Origin of the sequence: Peptoniphilus grossensis, from assembly GCF_001940285.1 — a bacterium.
Taxonomy (GTDB): Bacteria; Bacillota; Clostridia; order Tissierellales; family Peptoniphilaceae; genus Peptoniphilus_A; species Peptoniphilus_A faecalis.
Map to the genome: position 1 here is coordinate 809074 of NZ_MJIH01000001.1, position 17755 is coordinate 826828.

General features: G+C 31.7%; 20 protein-coding genes and 1 tRNA gene. 4 read left to right on the forward strand and 17 right to left on the reverse strand.

The genetic code is table 11. The features are described 5' to 3' along the window. Positions 1-109: 109 nt before the first annotated feature. Positions 110-185 (reverse strand) — tRNA-Lys (locus tag BIV18_RS03995). Positions 186-274: 89 nt separating this feature from the next. Continuing rightward, complete coding sequence (locus tag BIV18_RS04000; protein ID WP_235860779.1) at positions 275-952, reverse strand: GntR family transcriptional regulator; 678 nt, start codon at positions 950-952, stop codon at positions 275-277. Positions 953-1116: 164 nt separating this feature from the next. On the opposite strand from BIV18_RS04000, the gene BIV18_RS04005 reads away from it, so the two are divergent. After that, entirely contained in the window at positions 1117-1755 is a 639-nt protein-coding gene (locus tag BIV18_RS04005; protein ID WP_075659395.1) for a PepSY domain-containing protein, read from the forward strand. A gap of 80 nt (positions 1756-1835) precedes the next feature. Here BIV18_RS04005 and BIV18_RS04010 read toward each other — a convergent pair whose 3' ends face one another. The 8 genes from BIV18_RS04010 to trxB all read right to left on the reverse strand — a co-directional run bounded on the left by BIV18_RS04010 (position 1836) and on the right by trxB (position 10391). Beyond that, positions 1836-2138 (reverse strand): DUF3870 domain-containing protein, encoded by a 303-nt coding sequence (locus BIV18_RS04010; RefSeq protein ID WP_075659396.1) that lies wholly within the window; start codon positions 2136-2138, stop codon positions 1836-1838. A gap of 1 nt (position 2139) precedes the next feature. Then, positions 2140-2928, reverse strand: a complete 789-nt coding sequence (locus BIV18_RS04015; RefSeq protein WP_075659397.1) for a serine hydrolase — start codon at positions 2926-2928, stop codon at positions 2140-2142. A gap of 25 nt (positions 2929-2953) precedes the next feature. Beyond that, a complete protein-coding gene (locus BIV18_RS04020; protein ID WP_075659398.1) occupies positions 2954-4135 on the reverse strand; it encodes a DUF819 family protein in 1182 nt (393 codons plus the stop codon). A 33-nt stretch (positions 4136-4168) separates the two neighbouring features. Then, positions 4169-5263, reverse strand: coding sequence for a dipeptide epimerase (locus BIV18_RS04025; protein WP_075659399.1), 1095 nt, complete (start codon positions 5261-5263; stop codon positions 4169-4171). Between the two features lie 321 nt (positions 5264-5584). Then, positions 5585-6760, reverse strand: coding sequence for a [FeFe] hydrogenase H-cluster maturation GTPase HydF (gene hydF / locus BIV18_RS04030; RefSeq protein ID WP_075659400.1), 1176 nt, complete (start codon positions 6758-6760; stop codon positions 5585-5587). Beyond that, positions 6760-8181, reverse strand: a complete 1422-nt coding sequence (gene hydG, locus BIV18_RS04035) for a [FeFe] hydrogenase H-cluster radical SAM maturase HydG (protein ID WP_075659401.1) — start codon at positions 8179-8181, stop codon at positions 6760-6762. The genes hydF and hydG overlap by 1 nt, the downstream gene beginning before the upstream one ends. An 18-nt stretch (positions 8182-8199) precedes the next feature. Then, the gene (gene hydE / locus BIV18_RS04040; RefSeq protein WP_075659402.1) at positions 8200-9240 is read right to left on the reverse strand and encodes a [FeFe] hydrogenase H-cluster radical SAM maturase HydE; all 1041 of its coding nucleotides are present in this window, start codon (positions 9238-9240) and stop codon (positions 8200-8202) included. Between the two features lie 197 nt (positions 9241-9437). Beyond that, complete coding sequence (trxB, locus tag BIV18_RS04045; RefSeq protein ID WP_075659403.1) at positions 9438-10391, reverse strand: thioredoxin-disulfide reductase; 954 nt, start codon at positions 10389-10391, stop codon at positions 9438-9440. A gap of 265 nt (positions 10392-10656) precedes the next feature. On the opposite strand from trxB, the gene BIV18_RS04050 reads away from it, so the two are divergent. Continuing rightward, on the forward strand, positions 10657-11361 hold the full coding sequence (locus BIV18_RS04050; protein ID WP_075659404.1) for a DUF2207 family protein: 705 nt from the start codon (positions 10657-10659) through the stop codon (positions 11359-11361). An 86-nt stretch (positions 11362-11447) separates the two neighbouring features. Here the strand turns inward: BIV18_RS04050 and BIV18_RS04055 are convergent, their stop codons facing one another. The 5 genes from BIV18_RS04055 to BIV18_RS04075 all read right to left on the reverse strand — a co-directional run bounded on the left by BIV18_RS04055 (position 11448) and on the right by BIV18_RS04075 (position 13243). Continuing rightward, positions 11448-11594 carry a YvrJ family protein gene (locus BIV18_RS04055; protein WP_075659405.1) on the reverse strand — a complete coding sequence of 49 codons (147 nt, stop codon included), beginning with the start codon at positions 11592-11594 and terminating at the stop codon, positions 11448-11450. Between the two features lie 2 nt (positions 11595-11596). Then, on the reverse strand, positions 11597-11812 hold the full coding sequence (locus tag BIV18_RS04060; protein WP_075659406.1) for a DUF2922 family protein: 216 nt from the start codon (positions 11810-11812) through the stop codon (positions 11597-11599). Positions 11813-11840: 28 nt separating this feature from the next. Beyond that, on the reverse strand, positions 11841-12065 hold the full coding sequence (locus BIV18_RS04065; protein WP_075659407.1) for a DUF1659 domain-containing protein: 225 nt from the start codon (positions 12063-12065) through the stop codon (positions 11841-11843). A gap of 151 nt (positions 12066-12216) precedes the next feature. Then, positions 12217-12615 (reverse strand): peptidoglycan recognition protein family protein, encoded by a 399-nt coding sequence (locus BIV18_RS04070; RefSeq protein ID WP_235860780.1) that lies wholly within the window; start codon positions 12613-12615, stop codon positions 12217-12219. A 43-nt stretch (positions 12616-12658) separates the two neighbouring features. Continuing rightward, positions 12659-13243, reverse strand: coding sequence for a sigma-70 family RNA polymerase sigma factor (locus tag BIV18_RS04075; protein ID WP_075659408.1), 585 nt, complete (start codon positions 13241-13243; stop codon positions 12659-12661). 251 nt (positions 13244-13494) lie between these two features. Between BIV18_RS04075 and BIV18_RS04080 the strand changes: the two genes are divergently transcribed. Continuing rightward, positions 13495-13743, forward strand: coding sequence for a type II toxin-antitoxin system RelB/DinJ family antitoxin (locus tag BIV18_RS04080; RefSeq protein WP_075659409.1), 249 nt, complete (start codon positions 13495-13497; stop codon positions 13741-13743). Then, complete coding sequence (locus tag BIV18_RS04085; protein ID WP_075659410.1) at positions 13740-14117, forward strand: type II toxin-antitoxin system death-on-curing family toxin; 378 nt, start codon at positions 13740-13742, stop codon at positions 14115-14117. Before BIV18_RS04080 ends, BIV18_RS04085 begins: the two co-directional genes overlap by 4 nt. Positions 14118-14230: 113 nt before the next feature. On the opposite strand, the gene BIV18_RS04090 is transcribed toward BIV18_RS04085, so the two are convergent. Continuing rightward, positions 14231-16747 (reverse strand): S-layer homology domain-containing protein, encoded by a 2517-nt coding sequence (locus BIV18_RS04090; protein ID WP_083635523.1) that lies wholly within the window; start codon positions 16745-16747, stop codon positions 14231-14233. Between the two features lie 454 nt (positions 16748-17201). Beyond that, the gene (locus tag BIV18_RS04095) at positions 17202-17681 is read right to left on the reverse strand and encodes a ferritin (protein ID WP_075659411.1); all 480 of its coding nucleotides are present in this window, start codon (positions 17679-17681) and stop codon (positions 17202-17204) included. Positions 17682-17755 lie beyond the last annotated feature (74 nt).

Below are 17755 nucleotides of genomic sequence, written 5' to 3' on the forward strand. Positions count from 1 at the left end.
TTATTATAATACTATAAATGATGAAAAACAAAAATAATATAATAATTGCTAAAATATATAATTCTTCTTTAAAAAAAGTCTGTAAACATTGAATTTACAGACTTCTAAGTGGTGCACCTTTACGGACTCGAACCGTAGGCCCACTGATTAAGAGTCAGTTGCTCTACCAACTGAGCTAAAGGTGCAAAATTTACAATTCAACTATGGAATTTTTACATTGCCGATGCAACAGAAATAATTATAAATAAAAAAATTTACATTGTCAAGTGTTTTTTTAATTTCTAAACATTTTGTAATCTGCTTGTTCTTCAAACATGCAATATAAATTCTCAATAGTTTTTTCACTTGCCCTTTTCGCCTCAGCAGGCTTCTTTTCCTCTATTAGTTTATAAATTTTTTGTAAATTATCATAATGCTTTCTATAATTTTTATTTTCCTTAAATATGAAATTTCCAAATCTATAAAGTCGCTTGTTAATCATATTCATGACTTCAATTAAAACTTCATTGTTGAGAGAACTAACAAGTGCCATATTCCACTCGATAATTAATTTTTGAGCTAGCTCATCATCTTCATTGTCAATTGCAATTCTAAGATCCTCATTAACCTTTTGAAAATACTCAGTTTTTTCATTAAAACCCTTACTCGCAAGAAGTTCCACTGCAAGAGGTTCCAATGACTTTCTGACAATATAAAGATTTTTTGCCTCTTTCACAGAAATTTTAGAAACAATAAAAGACTTTCTCGGAAAACTTGTTACAAGGCCATCTTCCTCTAATTTTTTTAACGCTTCTCTAACTGGAGTCCTGCTGACACCAAGATTAGAAGCAATTTCCATTTCTATTAACTTATCACCTGGAAGTAATATATTTTTTAAAATTTTTTCCTTTAAATTTCTATAGACCAAATTGCTAAGAGATTTTTTATTGTTTCGAAGATCCAAAAAATTCACTCTCCCATTCCTTAAAATGCTTTTCTTTATGTCGATATAACTTTTTTTAATTATATCACAAAAATGTATTTTTAAACTAAAATAATTATAAAATTTACAAAAAGTTTACTAATTTACTTATTGGGTAAAATAAAAATATTAACAATAGGAGGAAATTTAATAATATGAAAAAGAAATTTTTAGTTACAACTTTAGGACTTGCCTTATTGCTCATGTTATCAGCATGTTCTGGCGGAAAAAATAAAACTACAGGAGAAACAAAAAATAACGCAACAGTAAACACTAATAATAAATTAGAAAAAAATGAAAAAGCAGAAGATGCTAATAAAAATAACACAAAAGCAGCTCCAAACAATAGCAAAATGAAATCTCTTTCAGATGCAATAATGACAAAGGAAGAAGCCTTTGACGAATTTAAAAAATTGCACGCTGACGCAAAAATTGAATCTCTAAAATTAAAAACTGAAGGTACAAATTTATATTATGAAATTGACGGATACGATGCAGAAAAAGAATACGAAGTTACAATTAATGCAGAAACTAAAGAAATCATTAAAGACGAATTTGAAGCAGAAAAGAAACATGACAATGTATCTGACCTTCAAAAAAACCTATTATCATCAGTTGACGGATTAATAGAAAAATCAGCAGCAGAAGCAGGCGAAGGCTATATTTCAAAAGAGTATTCAGTTGATTACGACGATGGTAGATATGTAGTTGAAGTTGAAGTTGAAAAAGATGGCAATGATATTTCCTACAAGTATGACATAGCATCTGGCGAATTAATTGAAAAAGATATGTAAAATAAAAAGAGGGGTTGCCCTCTTTTTTACTTTAAATAATAGGATGTAAAAACCCTCCACAAAAAGTAGAGGGCAATACATTACTTTAACTTTTTATATCTCTGCAAGGCATCTTTATAAGCTGTAATTATTGCCTTAGTAGAAGACGCATTATATCTTTTTAAAATTTCATCCGTAATTAAATCTTCATCAGCAATATTTTTGCCAATGAAAATTCCCCTTATAAAATCACGAGTAAGTCTAAGAGTAGCATTACTGTCCATATTGACAATAACTCCATTTTTTTCTATTTCAAAAGCCATATAAAAAGTTCCGTATATCTTTGTAATGGCATTGTCTAAATTTGTCCTAGCTTCTCCTGTGAGATACAATGTGTTTTTCATTTTATACTCCAATACTATTATAAATTTTTAGAGAAATTTTACCAATTAATTCTTTTGCAAGAATATTGGATTTTGCTTGGTTTACCAAAACTACGAGAATATAATTTTTATTTTCTGTAAAAAATATACCTCCATCATTTTCCAAATTATCTAAATCTCCAGTCTTATTTGCAATTTTTAGATCTTCTTTTAGATACCTTTGTAGTCGATCTCTTTCCTGTTGTTTCAAAAGAATATCAATAGCAAGCTTAGACATGTCTTCACCTAAAAAATTTTTTTCATAAATACTTTTTAGGATTTTCAAAATATCATCTGAAGATGTATAATTATCAAGTCCTCTTTCTTTGGCATCTAAATCCATCATATTTCTTTGAAGTATTGTTTTTTTTAGTCCAAAATCTTTTGCAGTTCTGTTTATTTCGTCCATTCCAATTTTTCCAATCAAAATATTTGTGGCAAAGTTGTCGCTTATTATTATCATAAGCGTCAAAAGCTCTCTTATAGAAAATAAATGATCGTAGGAAAGTTCCTTTAATATTCCAGATCCTTCTACTCTTTTTTCTTTTTCAAGTTTTATCTTTTCGTCAAGAGAAATTTCCCCTTCTTCAACCTTTTTCAAAAGAGTAAGCATTATCAAAAGTTTTATCATGCTTGCTGATTGCATTCTTTTATCTCCTTCAACAGAAAAATGCTCTCCATTATCCAAGTCACAAAAACTTATAGATACATTAAAAAAACTTTCATTTATAATATTTTTTACTTCATCTTTTAATTTATTATAGTTTATCATATCATTTCTTTCTTTTCTATTAAACTTAGCTTAAAAGCTTTAATATTTGTCCCATTCCTATCCCAAAGAAGTTTCCAATTGCCGCTCCCAGTACTCCCATTAGTACTCCTATACCTGCATAAGATGCGTCATAAGCACTGGCAACTATTGGAGCTGATGCTGAACCGCCTATGTTTGCAAGTGACGCTGTGGATACCATACATAGATCCCAGTGGAAAATTTTTGAAAGTATATACATAAGTATTACGTGAATTGTTAGGATAAATAATCCGTACACTACCCACATTGGAGCAGAAATCAAATCTACAACTGATGCTGTTGATGCTAATAGTGATACTACTGCGTATAGATATACGTTTGATAATTCTTCTACTGCGGGTAATTTTCCTATTGGCGATAATGCACAAATAAGCCCTAATATTGTTACAAACAATGTTGTTATTGTCCCTTTGTCGAACATTGCTAACCCAATATTTGTAAAAGAATCTGATAATTTTTCTCCAACTAATTGAGATAGTGCTGATACCATTAGCGATAACCCTATTAAAAAAATCCAATCTGCTGAGTTAGCAGTTTTTCTGTCCTTTGATACTTCTTCTGCTGCTGCATCTGCTACTGCTTGTAATTTTGTTGTGTCTGCTTTTGTTGATTTATTCCACTTTGGTGCATATCTTACTGCAAGTAATAGTAATGCAATCCATAGTGAATAACATACTGTATCAAGTGCTAATGCACAAGAATAAGCTCCTGCATCTACTGGTAGTGCGGCTTGCATAGCTGCCATGTTTGCTGATCCTCCCACCCATGATGCAAATAATGCTGCTACTGCTGCCCATGTGTCCGTTCCCAATGTATGCTTAAATATTGGATATCCAATTACAAATCCTACAAATAGCGTTAGTGAACATCCTAAAAATATTGTTATCATTCTTCCGCCAAGTTTTGCTAATTTTCTAAAATCGCAACGAAGTAACATTACGAAAATCATTGCATAAAGTAAGTTGTTTTTTAATGCTGAGTATGCGTTGGAACATTCTTCTGATGCATATAGTCCAATTGTACAGAAAATCATATTTAATACGTAAATGAATACTAGTGGTGGAATTACGTTAAATATTTTCCATTTTGTGTATTTTTCTAATGCTAGTAATGATCCTGCAATGAACATTAGAAATGCTATATAAGTAAATCCATTAGTTATTACCATAATTTTCCCCCTTCAATTTTATTCTTAAACATTTTAAATATCTAAATACTTTATACCCTTTACAGATTTTATTCCTAGTCCAATGTCCTTTGAAACTGTGATTTCTTTTTCATTGAAAATTGCTCCGCCTTCTATTGGATCTTCCGAACAAAGCACTGGTCCATCCAAGTCTATCTTTGTTATTATCTGTTTTGCACATGCTAGATGAACCGCTGCATTCACTGATATTTTTGCTTCTAACATACATCCTATCATGCATTCTATTCCGCAAAGTTCTGCTATGCTAATTATTTTTAACGCATTGTAGAGTCCTCCGCACTTCATCAATTTTATGTTTATTAAATCTGCTGCCTTCATATTTAGTATTGTCATTGCATCTTCTGGTGAAAATACGCTTTCATCTGCCAATACTGGCACTATTGAGTGATCTGTTACATATTTTAATCCTTCATAATCATGTGCCTTTACTGGTTGTTCTACTAATTCTATATCTAGTTGTTTTTCTTGCATTGAGTCTAAAATTCTAACTGCTTCTTTAGGCTTCCATGCTTGATTTGCATCAATTCTTATTCTAACATTTGGTCCAACTGCTTTTCTTATGGCTTCAAGTCTTTTTACATCAAGTGTTGAATCTATCCCCACTTTTACTTTTAAAGTATCATACTTCCTTTTTACTGCATCTATAGCATCTCTTGCCATTTCTTCGGGATCGTTTACAGAAATTGTTATGTCTGTTACTATTTTATTTCTTGATCCACCCATTAATTTATAAACTGGTATTTTATAAAGTTGTCCATATAAATCCCAAAGTGCCATATCACAAGCTGCTTTTGCACTTGTGTTTTTTACTATGCATGAATTTAAATCTTTCATCAAATTTTCAAAATCATCTACATCTCTTCCAACTATTGCTTTTATTATGTGATCTTTAAAAGCACCAATAATTGAATCTTGTGTTTCGCCTGTTACTGCTCCTGTTGGAGGTGCTTCTCCATATCCTACTTCCCCAGTATCTGTATGTATCTCCACTATTATGTCTTCAACACTATTTACAGATCTTAGTGCTGTCTTAAAGGGTACTCGTAGTGGTACTGATAAAATCCCCAATTTTACTTTCGTTATTTTCATTTTTACCTCCTTCTAAATTTTCATCTTAAATTTAAAAAATTATACTTCTAAATAAAAAGACCCAGCAAAATAAAAGTTATTTATTTACTGGGTCTCAAATTGTTTCTTGAGCTACTGTAATAGCTCATGCAAAATGAAGCAGTTGTTATTTATTTGTGAAAACATTTTATAATATATAAAATATTTTGTCAATATATTATCGTGTTAAAGTTAAGAAAGCAAAATAAATAAAAATTTGCCAACAAAAAGACTCTGGCATTATAGCAGAGCCAGAGCAAAGATAAAACTACGGAACAATCCATTATTTTAATTTTTCCTAAATCAATAATCTATTTTTTCAAGTATACCCTTAAAATATGCAATGGCAATGCCATAATTTGTGATGGGAATACTTTTTTCTTTTGCAATTTTTATCCTATTTCTTATATTTTTCGCATTTAACATACAGCCGCCGCACTGAATAATCAAATCATAGTCTGAAATATTTTCAGGGAAAGCCGATCCGCTACTTACATCAACTTTTAAATTTTCTCCAACTTTTTTACGAATCATATTTGGTATTTTTATCCTTCCAATATCTTCTTCTGCTGGAGCATGAGTGCAACATTCGGCGATTAAAATTTTTGAATTTTCATCTAAAGTTTTAAGGGCTTCTACTCCCCTTAAATACTCCTCAATGTCGCCCTTTAACTTTGCAAATAAAACTGAAAATGAAGTGAGTTTTACATCCTCAGGTTTCTTTTCATAAACTTCCAAGAAAACGGAAGAATCAGCAATGATTAAGTCCGGTTTTTTATTTAAAATTAAAAGTACATCGGAAAGTTCCTCTAGCTTTACCATCATTACAATCGCATTTCTGTCCAAAAGTTCACGAATTGATTGCACTTGTGGCAAAATCAATCTATTTTTTGGTGCTGCAATATCCTGAGGAATTACAAGTAGTACTAAATCTTTTTCCTTCACCCTTCCATCAAAAAGTTTTTCTTCTTTTTTTGGTTTGAATTTTAAAAGTTCTTCTAAAAATATATCAAAGCCAATTTTCGCAGTTGCAGAAACTTCCACCACGGGAAAATCCCTAAAATTTTCTCTAATTTTTTTAACTTCACTTTCACGCAAAATATCAATTTTATTTATCAATATAATAACGGGCGTGTCCTTAAATTTTTTTATCAGCTCTTTTTCCCTTGAATTATCGGTATCAGTCACTACCACAACTGCTATATCAGTCTTTAAAATTACCTCTTCAGTCCTCTTTAGCCTTTTTTCTCCAAGCTCCGTTGTATCAGTTATGCCAGCTGTGTCCATTAAAAGACAAGGCCCTAAAGATTTTATTTCCATAGATTTGTACACAGGATCAGTTGTAGTTCCCTCTTTATTTGACACAATAGATATATCTCTATTTGCAAAGGCATTTATTACAGAACTCTTCCCCGCATTTACTTTCCCAAAAAAACCAATGTGAATTCTATTTCCAGAATTAGTTTTGTTAAGCTCCATTAAAATCTAAAATCTCTCTTTCCCACAGTTTCCATTTCATTGATGTATTCTGTCGCCCTTTTCTTCACAACTTCATTGGGAATTTTTTTAAGCTCTTCCTCGATTAACTTCTCGCTAAGCCCTTTAGTCCTTTCATTTCCGTAATCTAGCATATATTCCTTTAAAGTCATAAGAGCATTAGGTTGACAACAATTTAAAATTTGACCTGACTTGCAAAGTTTCATAAATCTGTCGCCAGTCCTTCCCTCTCTATAACAAGCTGTACAAAAACTTGGAATGTAACCAAGTTCAATTAACCAGTCTATAACCTCCTCCAAAGTTCTATTGTCGGAAACATCAAATTGTTGTGAATTATCCTCTTCTTTTTCCTCTTCAACATAACCACCAACAGAAGTTTTTGAACCGCCAGAAATTTGACTTACCCCTAGTTGAAGCACACGCTCCCTTACCCTTTTTGACTCTCTTGTAGATATAATCATTCCAGTGTAGGGAACGGAAACCCTTATAAGTGCAACTATTTTTTCAAAAATATCATCAGAAAGTTGATTTTTAAACTCATGAGGGTCGATGTCGTCAGCTGGTTGTATCCTTGGCACAGAAATAGTATGAGGTCCCACTCCAAAAGTCGCTTCCAAATGTTCCGCATGCATTAAAAGTCCCACGAGTTCATATTTATAAGTTTCAAGCCCAAATAAAACTCCCATGCCAACATCGTCTATGCCAGCTTCCATAGCTCTATCCATTGCCTCAGTATGATAATCGTAATTGTGTTTAGGTCCCGTTGGGTGCAGCTCTTCGTAGGATTTTTTGTTGTAAGTTTCTTGGAACAAAATATAAGTTCCAATTCCAGCATCCTTAAGCTTCTTATAATTTTCCACAGTAGTCGCTGCAATATTGACATTGACTCTTCTTATTTGACCATTTTTATGCTTAATAGAATAAATAGTTTTTATAGAATCTAAAACATATTCTATGGGATTGTTCACAGGGTCTTCTCCAAGTTCAATGGCAAGTCTTTTGTGTCCCATGTCTTGAAGAGCAATTACTTCTTTTTTTATCTCTTCTTGAGTTAATTTTTTTCTTCTAATATTTTTATTTTTTGAGTGATAGGGACAATAAGTGCAACCATTTATGCAATAATTTGAAAGATAAAGTGGCGCAAAAAGTACAATTCTATTGCCATAATGGTCTTCCTTTATTTTCTTTGCCAATTTATAAATTTCATCTTGTATAGCATCATCTTCACTTAGAAGAAGGACAGCCGCCTCTCTATGACTTAACCCCTTTTCCTTTTTTGCCTTCTCTAGAATTTTTTCAAGCACCTCTCTATTGTTTTTGTTTTCTTCAGCAAAAGCAATAGTGTCCATAATCTCATCGTGATTAATAAATTCTTCTGCAACTCTTGAATCTACCTTATACATTTCTGCCTTCTTTCTTTTCTACCTATAATCTCCCCTTGAAGAAGAGATCTTATAACCAATCCTCTTTAATTTATCCTCTAAACCTTTAAAATCATCAGAGTTTTCAACTTGTGTCCCAATTTTATTGTCATAAAGTTTATAATTTTTCCTGAGCTTTTCTGCCCCTACATTTGGCATCAAGACATTTGCCCCTGCTAGTATTCCCTTTTCTCTGCCAAAATCATCAATGCTTCCAAGAGCAGTAGTCGCTGGCAAAAGCAATTTTTCATCTGAAATTCTAATAATAGCGAGCATTTTTAAAACATCGGAAAGCTTTCCCCTCTCATAATTTCTAAAGGGAGTGTCCTGCTGTGGTATGAAAGGCCCAATACCAACCATTTGAGGTTTTAACTTTAAAATAAAATTTAAGTCGTCATATAAATTTTCTAAAATTTGAAAGGGCGAACCAATCATCATTCCACAACCCGTTTGAAATCCCAGTTCCTTTAATTTAAAAATAGAGCTAATCCTATTTTCAAAACTCATGGACTTTGGATGCAGCTTTTCATAATGACTTTTAGAAAAAGTTTCGTGACGAAGAAGATACCTATCAGCACCCATGTCCTTGAGTTCTTCAAAATCGCAAAAATCTCTCTCTCCAAGGGAAAGAGTAATTGCAACATCTCCAAACCTGTCCTTGATTTCTCCAATAATTTTCTTTAGATAGCTAAGAGTATAAAAATCATCCTCGCCACCTTGCATGACAATGGTCTTAATGCCAAGAGAAACAGAATGCTGTGCCAAATTTAAAATTTCTTCCTTGGACAATCTAATTCTCGTAGCATTTTTATTTGCATTTCTAAGGCCACAATAAAAGCAATTATTTTTGCAATAAGTGCTTATCTCTATTAGACCTCTTATGTAGATTTCCCTGCCAAAGTTTTTTACTGCCAAATTTCTCGCAAAGGCATAAAGCTCTTCTGCATCTTCATCCTTTAAATTCATCAAAAAAGAAAAATCATCAAAGGAAATATTTTTAGTTTTATAAAAGTTTTTGCAAATTTCTTGTATTTTTTCCATAATATCCTATCTTGGTTAAAAAGTTCACAATCTATTATAATACTTATAAAATTAATATCAAGTAAATAGCACAAATTTATTAAATTACATTTTTTTGATGTATTATAAAAAAATTTTTGAAATAAAAAATTAAAAAATAAAAATTGTAAAGCATTGCATAAAAAAACATTGATTGAATTCAACCAATGTTTTTTCTATTATTTATTTTCTTTAAAACCTTCGTATAAGTTTCCTTCTTCTTCGTCAATGTATTTTTGAGCATTCATAGCGGCAACAGCACCGTCGCCCGCAGCATTTACAACTTGTCGAACGCTTTTCTTTCTAATGTCGCCTGCCGCAAAAACTCCCTTCACATTTGTCCTCATCTCATCGTCAGTCTTAATGTATCCATCATCAGTGATTTCAAGCTTTCCCTTAAACATTTCAGTCTTGGGAATATATCCTATAAACACAAAAATTCCAAAGGGGTCATGAGACTTAATTGACCTTTCTTCACCAGTTTTAGTATCCTTTAAAATCATTTCCTCGACAATTTTGTCGCCCTTGATTTCCTTAACAGTTGAATTCCAAATAAAATCAATTTTATCATTATTAAATGCCTTTTCTTGAAGAGCCTTTGTCGCTCTAAGTTCATCCCTTCTGTGAATGATGTAAACTTTTTTTGCAAAATTAGCAATAAAAAGTGCCTCTTGAATAGCAGAGTCCCCTCCACCAACTACATAAACAGTTTCATCTTCATAAAAAGCAGCATCACAAGTAGAACAATAGCTTACACCACGTCCCTTGTATTCTTTTTCACCAGGTGCACCAATTTCTCGTGGAGAAGCACCTGTCGCAATAATAATTGCCTTTGCTTCATAAGTATCGATGTAACCCTTAATCTTTTTAACTTCGCCTTCTAGTTCAATATCTACAACTTCATCCATGACAATTTTTGCACCAAACTTTTTAGCTTGGTCTGCCATTTTCTTTCCAAGTTCAACACCAGTAATAGAATCAATGCCGGGATAATTTTCCACATTAGTAGTTTCAGCTATTTGACCGCCTTCGATTCCCTTTTCTATAATTAAAGTTTTCTTTTTACTTCTCGCTGCATAAAGACCCGCAGATAAACCTGCTGGACCTCCGCCAATTATAATAATATCGTACATTGTATCCCTCCATTACATTTATTATACCCAAAATATTTTTTTTGTATATAATATAAATAGGTGATCACATGGATTTTAAAATAAATTTATCAAGCACATACTTTTTACTAACAAATATCTTACTAATAATTTTATCCTTTATCATGAGCTATCTCCTCATGAAAAAAAAGCCAAAGTCCCAGAAAACAAAAACATCGACTTAAAATTTTACGAGAAGGGCTACCTCTACAAAGGACCTAATTTTATTTACAACACAATTATTGCCATGATACTAAAAGTCTATGAAAAGGGAAATTTAGAAATCGAAAAAAATTTTTACAAAAATAAAAAAAATGAAGAAAAAGTAGAATTTAAACTTAAAAATATAAACTTTCCTGCCCTTGATATTGCAGAAAAAAAACTTTTTGACATACTTTTATCCTTTGGCAAGGATGAAATCTCAACGAGAACCCTCGACAAAGTAAGAAGAAGAGAACCAGACGATTACAACAAAAAATTTAACGACTTTATTTGCTTTTTAGAAGATGAAATGATTGCAAAAAAACTTTTTACAAGAGAAAAGAAGACCTTCAAAATTCTACTTTCCTTTGTCATCTTTTCCCTACTATTTTTCCTTGGAATTATCACAGTCTATAATAAAAACTTTTTTGGAATTGCAAGCATAATTCTATCACTATTTTTTTACGCAACATTAATAACAAGCTTTTCCAAAATGACTGAACTTGGCAATGAAAAATTTAGAGAACTAGAAAAAATAGAAAATAAACTTTTAAAATCCTGTGGAGATACAGAAGAAGAATTTCTCCTCGCAATATGCTTTGGACTAAAAAAAGAAAATATAAAAATAATTTATAAAAATTTTATAGCAAAAACCAAGGACGAAAACTGCTATAAAATATTTTTTGACCCCGACTTTTACAAAACCTTTAAAGTAGCACTAGTTGGCGACCATCTATTAATTAGAAACTAAATAAAAAAGCCTTATATTTGCACAAAAAAATAAGGCTTTCGCCTATGTAAAAATTTAATTAAATAAATCAATTAAATTAAATAGCATTACTTGCTAAACTTTTCAATAGCATTACTTAACTTCACAATAACTTCCCTTAGTTCCTCCATTTTTTTCTCTAACCTAACTAAAAGGTAACAAGAAATAGCAATGGGAAAACCAATATTTGAAATACTAGTCAATAGATCTTCCATAATTAAAGATCTCTTTCAGTTCTAGTAATCATAGTAGCACCATTGAAAGTTTTCACAAAACCTTGCTTGCCATTGATGAGATCATTATTAGTGATAACATCTCCAACCTTCTTTGCTTCCTCTCTTGTAACCTCAGCTTTAGGATTTAAAATAGAAAGATTGTAAGGATTGCCACCCTCATCAGCAAAAGCAATTCTTAGTGTATTTGTACTTTTCATTGACCTTCTCCTTTCTCAATAAATAAAATTATACTTGCTCTTCAAAAACTTCTTCAGTAACCTTAGAAGCAGAAGCAAATACACCATCAACTAAATTGCCAATACCCTTGGATAAGTCATAAAGAACCTCATTAGCAGCATCAGCATTAATATTTCTAATAGTAACACTTCTCTTCTTCATACTACCGTCATCATTAGTCTTAGTAGTAACAGTCTTTAACATTGCCTTCTTTTCGCTAACTCCAACTGCCATTATTTTCACCTCCTACTATATATATAGAAAAAATAGTCAAAAGTTGCTATGACAAAAATAAAAAATTTTAAACTACAAACTTTCCTTGAATTCCCACCACTTTTTCCAATTATTATCACTCATAGAACGAGGACAAATCTTGTGGGAAGCATCAAAATGCCTTACCACTCCTCGCCACAGGAATATTATAAAAAGCTATGAGAAACCTAATGACAATGCGTGCATTCTCAAGAGCTTTCTCATAATTGCCGTCACTATTCACGCAGATTTCCACACCAATGGAATTAGAATTAGTGATGCCGTACTTGCCATAGCCATCGCCACAATGCCACGAAGCATTAGTAGTCTCCACAGTTTCCACAATCCTCTTGTCGTCCACAAAATAATGAGCAGAGGCCTTTCTATTGCCACCATTAAAATACCTATAATGAGCCATGGCATCAGCACCAGCGTTGACATTACCAGTATCGTGCACCACAATATAGATAGGCTTTACCATGCCCCTTCTCTTAGAATAATTAAAACTAATAAGTCGCTTTTCAATTAACATAATTCACCTCCTAGAATATAATCCTAATAAAACTAAAATATCCCTACTTATAATAACAAGAAATAAAATTACGCATATTATTAATAGCATTTCTCTTGAGATTTATCACAGTCCATTTAGAAATACCTAGAAAATTTGCAATCTCAGAAAGACCAAATCCCTCGTAGAAAAAAAGCCTAACCACAGTCTCCTGCCTTGGAGTAAGAGAATCCATAGCTTTCTTCAAAATTCCAAGCCTCTCACCCTCCAAATAGTCGCCCTCAATATCCACACCAGCATCAATAGAATCGAAAATATTTAAACTCTCTTCCTCATCATATGTAACACCCTCGTGGACATCGCTATTCACCTTCAAAAGATATTTATAAGTGTCGAGATAATAATATCTGAGATAGGACTCTACATATCTTAAAAAAGATCTCTTGTTGTCAAAACTTTCGATGCAAGAAAGCACAATTGCCCTCCCATCAGAATAAAGATCCTCAAACTCATTAAACACTGGACAATACCTTTTAATAGAAGATCTAATTAGAGGATCAAGCATATCAAGAAGCTTTACCTTTGACCTCTCTTCACCCACAAGGGCAGACCTCAAAACTCTATTAAAATCTTTATAATCATTCATCATAGCTCCCTCCTATTTAATCTATGATGTAATTATAATTCTTTTCTTACACTTTGTCAAACGAATATTTAAACTTTTTTTTAATTTTCCCCGTTTTTTACTAAAAAAATTTTTGTTGGAATAGAGATAATAGAATAAAAAAATTTTTTCAAAAAGATAAAGACAGGTACATGCAAAGGATTTATGTTAATTAAATGTGTAAAATATTGAAAATAATGTGTAATACTTATATAATTACATTGAGAGGTGATGAAATGAGCAAAGTTAATTTAACAATAAGCATTGACGATAAAGATAAAGAGTCCTTTAACAAATTAGTTGCAGAAATTGGGATAAATACATCTTCGGCAATAAATATGTTTATAAAACAAGCTATAAGAGAACAAAGACTGCCCTTAAATTTATCGCTAAATGAGAAAGAGAAAAATTTTATAGACACAGAAAAAGTTTCTGAAAAAATTATGGATAAGTATGATTTTGCCTTTAAGGAATTAGCAAAATGAGGTATATAAGTGCAAAAGAAGTTATAAAAATCCAAGAAAAATTAATTAAAAGATATGGGGGTTCTTATGGCATTAGAGAAATGAATTTATTAAATTCATCAATAGAAAGTGTATTTCAAACCTTTGACGGAGAAGAATTATATCCAAACATATTAGATAAAATAATACAAATTTCTTATTCTCTTATAAAAAATCACTGTTTTATAGATGGAAATAAGAGAATTGGAATAATGATTTTATTGTATTTATTAGAAATAAATGAAGTAAAACATAACTTAACTAATGAAGATCTGATTGAGATAGGTTTGAAAGTTGCAAGTGGTGAAATGGACAAAACAAATTTTAAAAAGATTATTGAAGATAATATTAGGTAAAAATAAAATTATTAATTTTTACAAAAATGAAAAAAGTAAAAGAGCAAAATATGTAAAAAAAGAAAACCCGAGGTTTCCCTCGAGTTTTTTCTTTTATTTAACATTTAGACTAATTATTTAAAATTAACAGTATAAATGTCAGTTGCTGTAGCTTTATCTGTTGCAAGATAAACTTTTACACTAATAGTTTTACCTTTAAGATCAGATAGAGTATCTAAGTTTCCATCATCAGCTTTAAGGGCTTCAGCAGCAAATAATGTGATAGCTTCTTTAAGTTCATCAGTTGATCTTCCTGCAGTTTCAACTTTTTTACCATTTACTTCAAATGCAGTAAGATTCTTAGCAGTTGCTAACTCTTGTAAAGCAACCATAGCTCCAGTATTTTTGATTTCGCTAATTTTAGCATTTCCATCAAGAACTGTTACTGTTAATGTTTTATTATCTTTATTATAGTCTTTTTCAGCTAATTGTTGTAAATTAATTCTTTCAATTGCTGGTTCAACTGAATCAGCTAGTTTATCTCTTAAAAGTTGTGCGTCAACTCTTGGTTGATCAACACTGTTGATGTGGAAATCATAAGCATAGTCTTTGTTTTGGTATTTATTTAAATCTACTTTGAAAGTAACATCCATACCAGCTTTTAATTGTTCAAGATCTGCCTTATCAACTTCAAAGAATCTAACTGTGTGAGCTAAACCTTCATCCCAGTTAGCTTCTTCAACTCTAACTTCGATACTGCTATCTTTAACTGCAAGAATTGTACCTGTTACAGTTTTTCCTTCAATTCCTTTTACTACGTTTAGTAAAGAACCAGATTCATCAAATAGATTTCTTGTATCTTTTGTATCATCAAGAATTGAAACTATGTCCATTATTCTAGACATTTTTTCTGCTGGTTTGAATTGTAGATAATCACCCTTAGCTAAATCTTTGTATTGTTTAGCATTAAAGATGTCTGCATCGCCAAAGTATAGAAGTGTTTCATTATTAAATCTATCTTCTACTCTAACTTCATCATTGTCAAATATTTCAACAACTCTAACTACAGGGAATGCTCTCTTATCGCTGTGGTCAAGAAGTCTTTCAATAACATCTCCACGAATTTCGATAACGTCAAGTAGGTCACCATAGTTTAGTGGGAATTTAGCTTTATTAAGAACATTGTCTCTGTCATAAAGTTTTCCATCAGTATCTTCTAATGTAGTAGAGAACTTTGAAGAAGAAGAGTTAATTACTCTGTAACGATCTCCATCATTATCTTTAGATACTACATTAAATACGATAACTTTAGCAGTATTTCTTTCAGAATCAAATCCTTTAACAGCTGATTTGTGATCATCTGTGTCAAATCCTGCATATACATTAGGAATCTTGTATCCATTATAGTTGTGGAAACCGATTAATGAAAGTGCTTCGTTAATGTCTTTTACTTCTCTCATAATGTTGTTATAAGGGTTAGCAACATAAACTTCAGTTTTGTCATTAATCTTAAGAGTTACATCTTTTTGACCATCAAGGTTTCTGAAAATGATAGAGTCACCTTTAGTGTTTGTAGAATTTAATTTAACTTCAGCATAAGCTTTGTTAACTTCTTTTTGATCAACATCCTTTAAAGATTTGATATTTCCATAGTAGTTTGTTTCTACTGTAGCATCAGCAACGCCTTCCCAAACTGAGTTGTCAACTGCTCTTGCATATGGGTTGTTCATAGCAAGTTCTTCTGGATTACCTAGTTCGATAATGTGAGTAACTTCGTTTTTGTCGTTAGTAAGAATTCTTACTAGAGATCCTTTGTAAAGATTAAGGTTGTTAAGGCTGCTAACTTTAACAATTTGTCTTCTTTCGTTGATACCATCAACGATAACTGTAGAGTTAGTTATATCATAAACTTTGTCGTTGTCTTGGTTAAGAGTAAGTTTTCCGCTAGTTAAGTTAGAAACAATACCTCTAGTTTCGTTAGCAGGTACTCTCTTGAATTCTTGCATTTTGTATAGAGCATTGTAAACCATTGTGAATGCATCTGCTCTGTTAGCTGCTTTGTTAGAATCAGTGATTGTTACATCGTCAAGAATTCCAAGTTCAGCTGCCCAAGTCATCCAAGAAGATGCCCAAACTGCATTTTTAACCATGTCAGCAGTTAAATCTTTTTTAGCAAGAACTACTAACATTTTTGCTAATTCAGCGTAAGTTACGTCGTTTTCAGGTTTGAAAGATCCATCTGGATATCCTGCTAACATAGCAATTCCGTTAGCATCAGAAGGAACTGTTGTACCTACTGTGATAACTCCGTTAGCCCAGTGTTTAGCATCTACGTCAGAGTAGATTTTCATTGAACCTTGAAGTTTTTTAGATAGTTCTTCATTACCATTAGCTAATACAAGTAATCTTGTAATTTCGGATCTCTTGATGTTTTTATCAAGTCCGTAGCTTCCATCTTCGTAGCCTTCAACAAGTTTTTTGTCGATAACGTATTGGATTTTATTATCTTTTCCAACTACTTTTTCAACTTTTTCAGAAGCTTCTGGTTTTTTAGCTTCTTCTTTCTTTGTTGGTTCAGCCGCGAAGACACTTGTGAATGTTCCTAGTACCATTACTAGTGCTAGTACTAAGGAAATAATTTTTTTGTTCATTTGTCTTTCGACCTCCTTAAAAATTTTGTAGATTCTACAAAAGTCTCAAACTTTTGTCGCCGAGACTGAACAATCTCGACTCAGAGGTGACAAATAAATATCGCCTTACTTTTGGTTTTATTTAATTGTCATGTTCCTCTTATGTTTCTATTATACACTAGAAACTTCCTTTGTAAAATTACAATTACATTACATAAATTTAGTGCGTGATATTGTTCTGAAATATTTATGTAATATTGATTTTACTTTAGTTGTTTTTAGCGATAATAAAAAGGGTCCTTCGACCGTAAGTAAAATTATAACAAAAGGGTTACTTTTTTGCAATTTCTTTTTTGTAAAGGGGTAATTTTAAGGATTTTTTTAATATTTAGTCTTTATTTTTAATAAAATGCTCTATAAAAATAATAAAAAAAGATACCCTAGGGTACCTTTTAATTTCAAATTATTTATATTATTATCTTCTGCCAAGTTCTCCATCGTAGATATATAGTCCTGCCCAACTTTCGCCAATTCTTTCAAGTCTTTCGATAATTCCTCTAAAGTTATCTTCTTCTTCAACTTGTTCGTCGACATACCATTGTAGGAGTGATGTTACTCTGTGGTCCTTTTCTTCTGCTGCTAAGTCTACAAGTTCATTGATTCTTCTTGTTACTTCTTGTTCATGCTCATAGGCTGTCTTGAAAGTTTCTGTGAAGTTTCCAAATTCTACTTGAGGTTTTTCTATACTTTCAAGTTCTGGTCTTACATCTACTTCAAATAAGAATTGTCTTAATTTTTCTGCGTGTTCAAATTCTTCTTCTGCTTGTTTGTTGAAGAAGTGAGCAAAGCCGTCCATGCCCTTGTCCTTCATGTAATTAGCCATTGAATAATAAATATATCCTGAAGATATTTCAAAATTGTATTGTTCGTTTAATTTTTTTAATAGTTTTCCCATATTAAAACCTCCTATGTTTATATTGTTTTAGTTTCAACTCTATTACTCATGCTTTTATATTACCCTTTTTTTCC